The following is an 11,950-nucleotide window of genomic DNA, read 5'->3' as shown; positions in this document are numbered from 1 at the left end:
GCGTGTCGCCACTAGCTCTGCAGCACGGCCTCGTTCAGCTTCAGGAGTTCGGGCGCCGTTCGTGTCGCCTCGAACTCGCAGATCTCGTACTTCACCAGTTTCTGCTCGGCCCACGGGTCCGTGGCGAGCAGCGCTTCGAGCTTGCCCCGGGGCATGGGCCGCGTGATGATCACGCCGCCCGTCCTCGGCACCTGACGCCCCGAGGCGAGGAAGAGACCTCGCTCGTACTGCTTCTCGACCCAGGCTCGATGGTCGGGGAGGGCGTAGTCGATCTGTTCCAGTGGCGCGGCGTACTTCAGCAGCACGATGAACATGCGTTGACGGTAGACCTATACTCACCATCGTGCGCACGATGAACGCCTTCTGGTGGGCCGCTTTCAGGCGGCCGGAGTAGCTGCGCGCAGACACCACCACTGACGCGTACACAGGCCGCCCGGACGGGCGGCTTTTTCGTGCGTGTCGTCCGAGGCGGTCCTTCACGAAAGGACCAACATCATGATCCGGCTCTCCGCCATCACGCCCTCCGGACAGGTTCACCTCGGCAACTACCTCGGCGCGCTGCGCACGTGGGCTCATGAGGGCACCGACGAGGACGTGTACTTCATCAGCGACCTGCACGCGATGACGTCGTCGCACAACCCGCAACGGCTGCGATCCATGACGCGGGAGCAGCTCGCGGTGCTCATCGCGTCCGGCATCGCACCGGCGAGCGTGTGCGTCCAGAGCGATCTGATCCGCGAGCTGGGGGCGCTGAACTGGGTGCTGGAGTGCACCTGCACGTACGGAGAGGCCGCGCGGATGATCCAGTTCAAGGAGAAGTCGCTCGGCCGCGAGTCGGTGCGGCTGAGCCTGCTGACCTATCCGGTGCTGATGGCCGCGGACATCCTGCTGCAGGGCACGGCGGAGGTGCCGGTCGGCGAGGACCAGCTCCAGCACGTCGAACTGGCCCGTGCACTCGCCCGGCGGTTCAACCACGCCTACGGCGACGCGTTCATCGTGCCGACCGCGGTGGTGCCGAAGGTGGGGGCGCGCATCAAGGACCTCGCTGACCCGGCACGCAAGATGGACAAGTCGGCGCAGAACTCGTCGGGTGTCGTCTTCGTGCTCGACGACCCGGACCTGGTGCGGCGCAAGGTGCGCAGGGCCGTCTCGTCCACCGAGGGCATCGCGAACCTGACCGAGATCCTCGCCTCCTGCACCGGCAAGGAGCCCGAGGACTACACGAGCAGGTTCTCCGACCTCAAGAACGTCGTGGCCGAAGCGGTGGTCGAGGAGCTCCGTCCCGTGCGCGACCGCACGCTGGAGCTCCTCGCCGACCCCGCCGAGCTGGACCGGATCAGGGAGGCCGGTGCGGAACGTGCCCGTGAGCGCGCCCAGCACCGGCTGAACGCGGCCCTGCGCCTGTCCGGGCTCAGTTGAGGAGTTCCTGAAGGGCCGGCACCAGCACGCGATCGGCGGGCAGCCAGTCCAGGCCGGGCAGTTCGCCGGCGGTGAGCCACCGGACGGCGTTGTGCTCCAACGCTTCCGGTTCACCGCCGGCGAGCTCCGCGGCGAAGATCCGCAGCACCAGGTCCTCCTTCAACGGCACGTCCGGCCCGACCTGCTCGCCGACGACAACGGAAACGCCCAGCTCCTCCACGCACTCGCGCACCAGCGCGTCTGCGGGCTTCTCGCCTGGCTCGACCCGTCCACCGGGCAGTTCCCACTGCCCCGCATGGCTTTCCGGGTAGGAACGCTGCTGCGCCAGCAACCGTCCATCCCGGACGATCGCCGCGCCCACCACGACCCTGGCCGCGCGCAGCTCCTCGCACCGCCGGGCGAGCAACGCCGAGCGCTTCTCCAGCACCCGCAACGCCATCCCGCGCCCGACCGCCACGTCCGCGAACCGCCCGACGACACCACGCACCGAGGTCCACGCGACCCGGTCGACGACCATCGTCCCGGCGCCGGTCGCCACGAGGTCCGTGTGCAGTTCCAGGAAGTCACCGGCCGCGGACACGCCGGACAGGTCAGCGCGCGTGACCGTCAGCCGCACCCCGAACGGCCCGGTGAGCACGTCTCCCAGGCACAGCAGCGGTCCCGGGACCCGCACCCCGAACCCCGTGATCAGCGAGGTGTCGAGCAGGGCACCGGCGACAACGGGAACAGGCGCGTCGACCAGCGCCGACGCTCGCAACTCTGGCACCAGAGCTTGCTACCAGGACGGCCAGCGGATCTCCAAACGCGCACCACCGGCAGGTGACTCCGCGGCACGGACCGTCCCGCCCCTCCGCAGCACGAGATGCGACACCAGGGCCAGTCCGAGACCGAACCCGCCGGACCGGCGGCCTCGGTCCTCCTCCACCCGGTAGAACCGGTCGAACACCTTCGCGCGGTGCTCGGCGGGGATGCCGTGCCCGTCGTCGTCCACGAGCAGCCGCACGTCCCGCCCGACCGGCACCAGCGTGAGCGTGATCGTCGAGTACGCGTACCGGGCGGCGTTGCGCAGCAGGTTGTCCAGCACCAGCTCGATCTCGGAGCGCGTGGCCGACACCAGGCACGCCGACGGCGGGGCGGTCAGCCGCACCAGCAGCTCCGTGTCCAGCCGGGAGATCGCCGCCTCGGCCTCCAGCACCAGGTCCACGGCCTCGGCGCGCGGCGGCGCCGCCGTGTCCGCGCGGGCCAGGATCAGCAACGACTCCACGAGCGCGCTGAGCCGGATCGACTCCTCGACCACCGACTCCAGCACCTCGATGGAGAAGTCGGGATCCGGGTGCGCCACCGCGACCTCGGCCTGCGCCCGCACGGACGCGACCGGTGACCTCAGCTCGTGCGCCGCGTCCCCGGTGAACCGCCGCAGCCGGTCCGAGGCCTCGTCGCGCCGGGCCAGCAACGCGTTCAGCGCCTCGGCCAGCGCCTGCAGCTCGTCGCGCGACGGCGGCACCGGCAACCGCTCCCCGTGCGGCAGCTCCCCCGCCGCGACCCGCATCCGTTCGACCGGCCGCAACGACGAGCGCACCGACAGCCAGGTCGCGATCCCCACCAGCCCGGCCACCAGCACCGCCGCGACGGCCAGCCAGCGCGAGCCGAGCGTGTTGGCCTTCCCGTACCCGAGCAACGTGCTGGCGTAGACCTCCAGCCGGGGTGTCCCGTCCCCGGAGAACACCACCTGCCCCCGGAACCGGAGCGCGGACTCCCCCTCCAGCCGCAGCACGGGCTCCCCGGACCGCAGGGTCCGGATGTCCTGCGCGGTCAACGGGAGCGGCGGCTTGCCGTCCACCGGCACGCCGGCCACGTCCAGCACCCGAGGCGGCGACTTCTCCAGCTCCTGGTCGACCGCCGTGATCTGGATCAGCCCGATCAACGCGGGCGCCAGGCCCGTGAACGCGAGCAGGCACAGCAACGCGACCCCGGTGGCCACGACGGTGATGCGGAAGCGCAGCGTGCGCCGCAACCACCAGCCAGGACTCACTTGTTCCCCAGCGCGTTGTCCAGGTCAGGCGTGGACGCGATATACCCGTGCCCGCGAATGGTCCGCACGACCTCACCGGCGCCCACGGCTTCCAGCTTGCGCCGGAGGTACCCCACGTAGACCTCGACGGCGTTCCTGGTGGCGGCCTGCTCGTCTCCCCAGACGGTCCGCAGCAGCTCGTCCTTGGTCACCACGGACCCCGCCCGCGACGCCAGCACGTCGAGCACCGCGTACTCGCGCGGCGACAGCGACACGTCCTGCCCGCCCCAGCTGACCTCGCGCAGCCCGCGGTCGATCACCAGGTGCCCCAGCGTCAGCCTCCGGCGAGCACCGCCACCCCGCCGCAGCAACGCCCTGACCTGGGCCACCAGCACGACGAAGCTGAACGGCTTGACCAGGTACCCGTCGGCGCCGAGGTCCAGCCCGTCCGCCTGGTCGACCTCCCCGTCCTTGGCGGACACCATCAGCACCGGCGTGCGCACCCCGTCGGCGCGCATCCGTTGCAGCACGCGGTAGCCCGACAGCCCGGGCAGCATGATGTCCAGCAGCACCACGTCGAAGGCCCCGGTCAACGCCACCCGCAACGCCGTGGGCCCGTCGGAGGCCGTGACGACCTCCATGCCCTCGGCCGAAAGGCCACGCTCCAACGCCCGGCGCACGCCGACTTCGTCGTCCACGACCAGCACTCGAGGCTTCACGGGTCACAGCATGACGCGCTCGGCTCTCAGCTGCGCGCAAGATCTCAGCCGACTCTCAGAAACCATCGGCGCGCAAGCACAAAACCGCAGGTGGGAGTAGTCTCAGCACCATCTCAGCAACCCACCACCAAGCTATGGGTACAAGCCCTTGGAGGAGGGGACCACTGATGAACAAGCGAAAGGTGACCCTGGCCGCTGCGGCGGCCGGTGTGATCACCGGTGTGGCAGGGCTCAGCCTTGCCGCCATGCCAGCGGGTGCGGGCCAGCCGCCGTCACTCCCGGACGTGTCCGCGGAGTCACTCGTCGAACAGGTGCTGACGAGCAAGCCGGGTGCGTTCGGCGGAACGGTGGAGGTCGACAACAAGCTCGGCCTGCCGTCGCTCGCCGAGATCCCGCAGCTCGCCGACGGCAAGCACAGCGCCCGGATCTGGACGGACGGCAACGGCAAGTTCCGCGCCGCCCTGCCGAACGGCCAGTCCGAGCAGACCATCGTGAACGACGGCAAGACCACGTGGTCTTGGAACTCCGCGGACAACGAGGTCACCAAGGCCGAGCACAAGGCGGACGAGCCGAAGGCCGGGAACGAGAAGGCCGAGTCGGTCGACCCGGCCACCGCGGCCAAGCAGGTCGTCGGCATGACCAAGGAGTTCAGCGACATCACCGTCGACGGCACCGCGCGAGTCGCGAACCGTGCCGCCTACGAGCTCGTGCTGACCCCCAAGGCCAGCGAGAAGACCCTGATCCGCGAGGTGCGGATCGCGGTCGACGCCGAGCTGAAGATGCCGTTGCGCGTCGCCGTTCTGACCAACGGCGCGAGCGAGCCCGCGGGCACGGTCGGCTTCCGCGAGATCAACGTGGGCGCGCAGGACCCGAAGCTCTTCGAGTTCACGCCGCCGGCCCAGGCCAAGGTCACCACGCCGGAGGCCAAGGAGCAGAAGGGCCGCGACCGCGAACCCGAGCTCGGCCTGGAGCAGGCGTTGCAGGGCAAGGACCCGCAGATCTTCGGCACGGGCTGGGACACGGTCGTCGGCGCACGCATTCCGGCCGAGGCCATGACCCAGGTTCCCGCCGAGGCCCAGGGCCTGGTCGACAAGTTCACGAAGAAGGTCAGCGGTGCCTGGGGTAGCGGCCAGATCTTCACCACGAAGGTCGCCACGATCCTGATCACGGACGACGGCCGTGTCGTCGCGGGCGCCGTGCCCGAGCAGGTCCTGTTCGACACGATCGGACAGGTGAATTGACCACCTCGACCAGCGCGCCGGTGACAGCGCCCAGCAAGACCGCTGTCGCCGCGCGGACCAGGGGTCTGCGCAAGGAGTACGGGAGCACGGTCGCCGTGGACCGCGTCGACCTCGAGCTGCCGGAAGGTGCCGTGCTCGGCATGCTCGGGCCCAACGGGTCCGGCAAGACGACCACGATCCGGATGCTGCTCGGGTTGGTCCGCCCCACGCAGGGGGAGATCGAACTGCTCGGAAGGCCGCTGCCAGAGGGAGCCGAGCAGGCGCTGCCGCACGTGGGCGCGCTGGTCGAGGGTCCGGGGTTCCACCCGTTCCTCAGCGGACGGGAGAACCTCGTCAGGTGTGCCGCGTTCGAGCCTCTGCTGCCTCGCAAGGAGATCAAGCAGGCCGTCGAGGACGCCATCGAACGCGTCGGGCTCGCCCAGGCGGCCCACCGCAGGTACCGGGGGTACTCGCTCGGCATGAAGCAACGTCTCGGCCTCGCCGCGGCGTTGCTCGTGCCGCGCAAGCTCGTCGTCCTCGACGAGCCGACCAACGGCCTCGACCCGGCCGGCACGCGGGAGATCCGCAAGATCATCGCGGATCTGCACGCGGCCGGCAGCACCGTCCTCGTCTCCAGCCACCTGCTGAGCGAGGTCGAGGCCACCTGCACGCACGTCGCGGTGCTGCACCGCGGCACCGTGGTGGCACAGGGAGAGCTGACCGAACTGCTGCAGGCGGGCGGCTCGGCGCTCCAGGTGATCACCCCGGACGTCGAGAAGGCGCTGAGCGCTCTCCGGCAGGCCAAGATCTCCGCGCGTCCGCTCGGTGAGGGCCTCCGGGTCGAGCTCGCCGGGACGAGCGCGCCGCAGGTGATCGAGACGCTCGTCCAGGGCGGCGCCCGCGTCTTCGAGGCGACGCGCTGGAAGACCGGTCTGGAGGAGCTGTTCGCACGGCTCACCGAGGCCGAGGAGGCCGAACGCGGAATGTCCGCTGTGGACACTCTGGACGGGGGACGCCGATGATCACGCGTCAGTTCGGCTCCGAGGTGCGCTGGATGCTGCGCAGGCCGCGGACCCTCATCGGGTTGTTCGGCCTGATCCTCGTCCCGATCCTCATCAGCTTCGGCATCTGGACCGCGAGCGACGAGGGTGAGGGTGGCGGCGGGCCTCCGGGGCTCGGCGCGATCCTGCAGGGCAACGGCATGGTCGTGCCGATCTTCACGTTGTTCCTGTCGCTCAACCTGTTGCTGCCGCTCGTGGCGTCCATCTGGGCGGCGGACGGGCTCGCGGGCGAGGCCCAGCACGGCACGTTGCGCGGCCTGCTGGTCGCACCGGTGTCACGCGTGCGGCTGCTGTTCGTGAAGCTCTTCGGCCTCACCGCGATGTCGCTGTTCGCCGTCACGCTGATGGCGGTCGTCGGCATCATCGCGGGCACGGCGTTCCTCGGCACCGACGGCATGATGACGCTGTCCGGCACCACGCTCTCGACCGCCGAGGGCCTGCTGCGCATCGGTTTGTTCATCCTGCTGGTGACGTTCCAGATGGTGGCGATCGGCGCGGTCGCCCTCGCCGTCTCGGCCACCACCGAGCACCCGCTCGTGGTGCAGGCGGCGACGATGACGACGATCATCGTGTTCCAGGTGCTGGGGCAGTTCTCGTCGCTGGACTGGCTGCACCCGTTCCTGATCACGACGGGCTTCCCGGGGCTGATCGACGTGATGCGCGATCCGATCCCGCTCGGGCAGATCGGCGACAGCACGCTGCTCGCCGGGTGCTACCTGCTGATCGGCACGGGCCTCGCGGCCATCCGCCTGATCACGAAGGACAGCTAGCGAAACCCGCCCTCGCTGTTGATCACCTGACCGGTGATCCACTCAGCGTCGTCGGTGCAGAGCCAGGAGATCAGCCGGGCGGCGTCGTCCGGCTGACCCCAGCGGCCGAGTGGCATGCGTTCGCGCACCCACTCCCTCGTCTCCTCGCCGGCGTAGCCGGTGTCGGTCGGGCCGGGGTTCACCGCGTTGACGGTGATCCCCTGCCTGATCAGCTGGTGCGACAGCGTCGACATGACTCCCACCAGCGCCCCCTTCGACGCCGCGTAGGCGATCTCACCCGGCATCGGCCCGAGGTTCTGCCCGGACGTCAGGAACACGACACGTCCGCCCGGTGCCCCGTCGTGCTGCCGGGCAAACGCTTGCGCCAACAGGATCGACGACCGCGTGTTCACCGCGTAGTGCGCGTCGATCTTCTCCGCGTCCAGGTCACCCAGCGCACCGTCGGGCCCGCTGCTCGCGTGGTTGCACACCAGCACGTCGACACGCCCGTAAGCCTCGACCGCGGCCGCCACCAGCTGGTCGGGCGCGTCGGGCAGAGCGAGATCGGCGCCGAGGTGCTCGACGCGACCGCCGATGCCCGCGATCACGTCCTCGATCGAATCCGCGCCCCACGGTTGCTCGGCGTCATGTGCGACGTGGTGCTGCACGAACAGGTCGGCGCCCAGGCCGGACAGCCTGGATGCGATCGCGTAGCCGATTCCCTGTCGCCTGCTCACACCGGTGACCAGTGCGACGCGCCCCTCAAGAAGTCCCATAGGACTCAATGACTACCCGACTCGCGCGACGCCGTCCAAGTCAATTGCGAGCCGCACGCGGTCTCCCACGGACACCGGTCCCACGGCCTCGTACTCCTCGCCGCCGATCTCCACGAGCAGCCGCACGTGATCGCGCCGATGGACCCGTTCCACCACCGTGCCTTCGATCAGCCCGTCGGAGTCGACCCGCAGCGCCGTGGCCCGCAACCCGACCCGCTCGACGTCCAGCCCCACGAACGAGCCGGGCACGAACTTGTTGCAGCCCAGGAACTTCGCGGTCTCCACGTCGACCGGCGAGGACCACACCTCGGCCGGCGGACCGACCTGGACGATCCGGCCCCGCGACATGATCGCCACCCGGTCGGCCAGCGTGAAGGCCTCGTCGTGGTCGTGCGTCACGACAAGAGCCGTCGTCGCGGCCTCCCGCAGCAACCGCGCCAGGTCGACCGCGAGCTGTTCGCGCAACGCCCTGTCCAGCGCCGACAACGGCTCGTCCAGCAGCAACAACCGAGGTGACGGCGCCAACGCCCGCGCGAGCGCCACCCGTTGCTGCTCGCCGCCGGACAGCTGCGTCACGCGGCGATCGGCATAGCCCTCGAGCCCGACCAGTTCCAGCAGCGACAGCACGCGCTTGTCCCGCGCCTCGCGTTCGACCTTCTTCATCCGCAGGCCGAACGCCACGTTCCCGGCCACCGTCCGGTGCGGGAACAGCTGCCCGTCCTGGAAGACCAGCCCGAACTCGCGCCGGTGCACCGGGACGCCGGCCAGATCGGTGGTGTCCCAGCAGACAGACCCCGACGTGGGCTTCTCCAGCCCGGCCACCGTGCGCAGCAACGTCGACTTGCCGCACCCCGACGGCCCGAGCAGCGCCACGACCTCGCCGTCAGCCACCGAAAGCGACACGTCCGCCACCGCGGCCGTCTGTCCATACCGGACGGTGATCGAGTCCAGTTCCAGCGCCATCAGAACTCCCCGCTGCTCGGCACGCGCAACCGCTCGATCAGCAGCACGCACCCGACCGTCACGACCATCAGCAGCGCACACGCCGCGTAGGCCATCTGGCTGTTCAACTCCCCCGGCCGCGACATCAGCCGCGCGATCACCACCGGCAACGTCGGCGCGTCCGGCCTGGCCAGGAAGCTCGTGGCCCCGAACTCCCCCAGCGCCACGACGTACCCGAACCCGGCCGCCGCCACCAGGGACCGCCCGACCAGCGGCAGGTCCACCTCGCGCCACACCCGGACCGGCGAGGCGCCCAGCGTCGCCGCCGCCTGCCGCAGCCGTTCGTCGACGGCCCTCAGCACCGGCAGCACCATCCGCACGATCAACGGCGTCACCACCAGCGCCTGCGCCAGCGGCACCAGCATCGGCGAGGTCCGGAAGTCGCCCGGCAGGGCGTCCATCGTGATCAGGTAGCCGAAGCCGACCGTCACCGCGGACACGCCGAGCGGCAGCATCAACGCGGTGTCCAGCACCTCGGCGAAGCGGGCCCCCGACCGCCGCAGCCCGACCAGCACGACGGCCGAGAACACGCCGACCACCAGCGCCACCAGGGTCGCGTCGAAGGCAGTGCGCAGCGAGTTCACCGCGGCGTCGATGCCGGTGACCGCCAGCGTGCCGCGGTCGCCACGGGTGTTCAGCGCGACGTACCCGGCGAGGCTCCAGCCATCCCTCGTGGACAGCGAGCGCGTCACCAGCCCGACGACCGGCGTCAGCAACGCCACCACGACGGCGAACGCGGCGAGGACCACGTACCACTCGCCGCCGGACGGCCGTCGCGCCAGCTCTTCCCTGTCCCGCAACGCCAGCGCGGTCTCCCGCCTGCGCCGGGCCAGCGCGCCCAGCACCAGCACCGCCAGCACGGCGGCGAACTGCAGCAACGACAACGCCGCCGCCCCGGACAGGTCGAACAGCTCGACGGTGCGCAGGTAGATCTCGGTCTCCAGGGTCCGGTACCGCGACCCGCCCAGCACCAGCACGACACCGAAACTGGTGGCGCAGAACAGGAAAACGACCGCCGCGGCAGACCCGATCGCCGGTGCCAGCGCGGGCAGCACCACCGACAGGAACGCCCGCGGCCGCGAAGCGCCCAGAGCCCGGGCCGCGTCCTCGGCGCGTCGATCCGTGTGCGCCCAAAGCCCGCCGACGGTCCGCGCGACCACGGCGACGTTGAAGAACGCGTTCGCCAGCACGATCGGCAGCACGCCGCCGTCGGGCCAGAACGTCCGGAAGGCCAGGCCCACCACCACGGTCGGCAGCACGAACGGCACCATCACGGCGGCCCTGATCAGTCCGAGGCCGCGAATCCGGCACCGCGCCAGCACGAACGCCAGCGGCATCCCGGCGAGGACCGCCACGACCGTCGACGCCAGCGCCTGTCCCAGCGTGAAGCCGACGAGTTCCCAGGTGTCGCTGTCGGCCAGCGCCGACAGCACACCGCCTTCGCGCAGCCCGAGCGAGACGATCGCCAGCACGGGCCAGGCGAAGAAGAGGGCCAGGAAAGCCAGCGGCAGCAGCGCCGCGGCCGACCAGCCCGTACGGGAACTCAGCCCTGCACGAGCTTGCGCCACTGCTCGACCCATGCCTCGCGGTTGTCCTTCACCTTGTCCGCGGGAAGCGACTGCGGCGAAGACGGCAACGGCGCGTCCTTGGCCCACGACTCGGGCAGCGCGACACCTTCACGCGACGGGTAGACGTACATCTGCTCGGCCACCTGGGCCTGGAACTTCTCGCCCAGCAGGAAGTCGAGGACCTTCTTCGCGTCCTCGGGGTTCTTGGCACCGGACAGCACGCCCGCGTACTCGACCTGGCGGTAGCAGGTGTCCAGCACGGCCTTGGTCTTGCCGCCCTCGGCCGACGGTGACGACGCGTAGGACACGACGATCGGCCGATCGCCCTTCGTGGCGGAGAACTCCTGGTTGTAGGCCTCTTCCCAGCCGCTCACGACCTTGACGCCGTTGGCCCTGAGCTTGGTCCAGTAGTCCTGCCAGCCGTTCTCGCCGTACTTGGCGATCGTGCCGAGCAGGAACGCGAGACCGGGTGAGGACGTGGCCGGGTTCTCGACGACCAGCTTGTCCTTGAACTTCGGGTCGATCAGGTCGTCGTACGACTTGGGCTCGACGCCGCCGAGCTTGGCCGGGTCGATGTTCAGGCACACGTCACCGACGTCGACGGCCTGCAGGCGGTTCGAGTCGTCGGCCTTGTAGCGCTGGGCGCCCTTCGAGGCCTCCGGCGAGGCGTACTCGGCGAACACGCCTTCCGACAGCGCCCGCGAGGCGAACGTCGAGTCGACGCCGAACGCGACGTCGCCGATCGGGTTCGCCTTGGTGAGCACCAGCTTGTTCGTCAGTTCGCCCGCGTCACCGCTCGCGACCTGCTTCACGGTGATGCCCGAGGACTTCTGGAACTCCTCCAGCACCTCCGGCTTCACCACGAACGAGTCGTGGGTCACCAGCGTGACCTCGTGCGACTGCGGCGCGGTCGACGTACCGGCCGAACAACCGGTCAGCACCAGAGCAGCGAAAACAGCACAAATCCTTCTCACAGCGATCTCTCCCTACGCCGGTATGACCCGGATCAGGTGGACGGTCGAGGGCTTGCGAGCCCTCCTCTCAGCCCGGCGCTTCACCGGACTCCCGTGGTAAACGCGCAGCCTACGTGACGTGGTGGGACGATCAGGACATGGCCGAGCTGTTGAGCGACGATCAGTTGGACCTCATCCTGCCCAAGCTGCCCGGCTGGTGCCCCCAGGACGCGGCGCTGGTCCGGACCGTGGAGCTGCCGAGCTTCTCCCACGCGATCATGGTCGTGAACCGGGTCGCGGAGATCGCGGAGAACGACAACCACCACCCGGACATCGACATCCGGTACAAGACACTGACATTTCGCCTGAGCACGCACTACAAGGGAGGAATCACCGCGCTCGACGTGTCCCTCGCCGAGGAGATCGACGGAGTTCTGGACGCGATGAGCTGATTCGGTCAAGACGTGCGCTG

Annotated in this window: 13 protein-coding genes; 5 read left to right on the top strand and 8 right to left on the bottom strand. The window is 69.9% G+C overall.

Annotated features, from left to right (window positions below; genetic code table 11):
• Positions 1-11 precede the first annotated feature (11 nt).
• Entirely contained in the window at positions 12-314 is a 303-nt protein-coding gene (locus tag SK571_RS34870) for a YciI family protein (RefSeq protein ID WP_030482187.1), read from the bottom strand.
• Between the two features lie 181 nt (positions 315-495).
• Between SK571_RS34870 and trpS the strand changes: the two genes are divergently transcribed.
• Positions 496-1,419: a tryptophan--tRNA ligase gene (gene trpS, locus SK571_RS34865; protein WP_319988368.1), complete on the top strand. Its 924-nt coding sequence runs from the start codon at positions 496-498 to the stop codon at positions 1,417-1,419.
• Here trpS and SK571_RS34860 read toward each other — a convergent pair.
• Genes SK571_RS34860 through SK571_RS34850 form a run of 3 tightly spaced genes read right to left on the bottom strand, consistent with a single transcriptional unit; the run spans position 1,412 to position 4,149 of the window.
• On the bottom strand, positions 1,412-2,185 hold the full coding sequence (locus SK571_RS34860) for a (deoxy)nucleoside triphosphate pyrophosphohydrolase (protein ID WP_319988367.1): 774 nt from the start codon (positions 2,183-2,185) through the stop codon (positions 1,412-1,414). The genes trpS and SK571_RS34860 overlap by 8 nt on opposite strands.
• 9 nt (positions 2,186-2,194) lie before the next feature.
• Complete coding sequence (locus tag SK571_RS34855; protein WP_319988366.1) at positions 2,195-3,451, bottom strand: sensor histidine kinase; 1,257 nt, start codon at positions 3,449-3,451, stop codon at positions 2,195-2,197.
• Entirely contained in the window at positions 3,448-4,149 is a 702-nt protein-coding gene (locus tag SK571_RS34850) for a response regulator transcription factor (protein WP_319988365.1), read from the bottom strand. Before SK571_RS34850 ends, SK571_RS34855 begins: the two co-directional genes overlap by 4 nt.
• 167 nt (positions 4,150-4,316) lie before the next feature.
• Here SK571_RS34850 and SK571_RS34845 point away from each other — a divergent pair, with 167 nt between their 5' ends.
• From SK571_RS34845 to SK571_RS34835, 3 genes are read left to right on the top strand one after another with little or no spacing between them, the layout of a single operon-like run.
• On the top strand, positions 4,317-5,390 hold the full coding sequence (locus SK571_RS34845; protein WP_319988364.1) for a LolA family protein: 1,074 nt from the start codon (positions 4,317-4,319) through the stop codon (positions 5,388-5,390).
• Positions 5,387-6,391 carry an ABC transporter ATP-binding protein gene (locus tag SK571_RS34840; protein WP_319988363.1) on the top strand — a complete coding sequence of 335 codons (1,005 nt, stop codon included), beginning with the start codon at positions 5,387-5,389 and terminating at the stop codon, positions 6,389-6,391. The genes SK571_RS34845 and SK571_RS34840 overlap by 4 nt, the downstream gene beginning before the upstream one ends.
• A complete protein-coding gene (locus SK571_RS34835) occupies positions 6,388-7,200 on the top strand; it encodes an ABC transporter permease (RefSeq protein ID WP_319988362.1) in 813 nt (270 codons plus the stop codon). The genes SK571_RS34840 and SK571_RS34835 overlap by 4 nt, the downstream gene beginning before the upstream one ends.
• Here the strand turns inward: SK571_RS34835 and SK571_RS34830 are convergent.
• Genes SK571_RS34830 through SK571_RS34815 form a run of 4 tightly spaced genes read right to left on the bottom strand, consistent with a single transcriptional unit; the run spans position 7,197 to position 11,505 of the window.
• Complete coding sequence (locus tag SK571_RS34830) at positions 7,197-7,955, bottom strand: SDR family oxidoreductase (RefSeq protein WP_319988361.1); 759 nt, start codon at positions 7,953-7,955, stop codon at positions 7,197-7,199. The genes SK571_RS34835 and SK571_RS34830 overlap by 4 nt on opposite strands.
• 12 nt (positions 7,956-7,967) lie before the next feature.
• Entirely contained in the window at positions 7,968-8,918 is a 951-nt protein-coding gene (locus SK571_RS34825) for an ABC transporter ATP-binding protein (RefSeq protein ID WP_319988360.1), read from the bottom strand.
• Entirely contained in the window at positions 8,918-10,537 is a 1,620-nt protein-coding gene (locus SK571_RS34820) for an ABC transporter permease (protein WP_319988359.1), read from the bottom strand. Before SK571_RS34820 ends, SK571_RS34825 begins: the two co-directional genes overlap by 1 nt.
• A complete protein-coding gene (locus SK571_RS34815; RefSeq protein WP_406602082.1) occupies positions 10,501-11,505 on the bottom strand; it encodes a thiamine ABC transporter substrate-binding protein in 1,005 nt (334 codons plus the stop codon). Before SK571_RS34815 ends, SK571_RS34820 begins: the two co-directional genes overlap by 37 nt.
• 131 nt (positions 11,506-11,636) lie before the next feature.
• Between SK571_RS34815 and SK571_RS34810 the strand changes: the two genes are divergently transcribed.
• Positions 11,637-11,930, top strand: coding sequence for a 4a-hydroxytetrahydrobiopterin dehydratase (locus SK571_RS34810; protein WP_319988358.1), 294 nt, complete (start codon positions 11,637-11,639; stop codon positions 11,928-11,930).
• Positions 11,931-11,950: the final 20 nt, after the last annotated feature.

The organism is Lentzea kristufekii (genome assembly GCF_033949925.1).
Classification (GTDB): Bacteria; Actinomycetota; Actinomycetes; order Mycobacteriales; family Pseudonocardiaceae; genus Lentzea; species Lentzea kristufekii.
The sequence above is the reverse complement of the archived record's forward strand: the minus strand, read 5'-3'. Positions and strand labels throughout refer to the sequence as shown.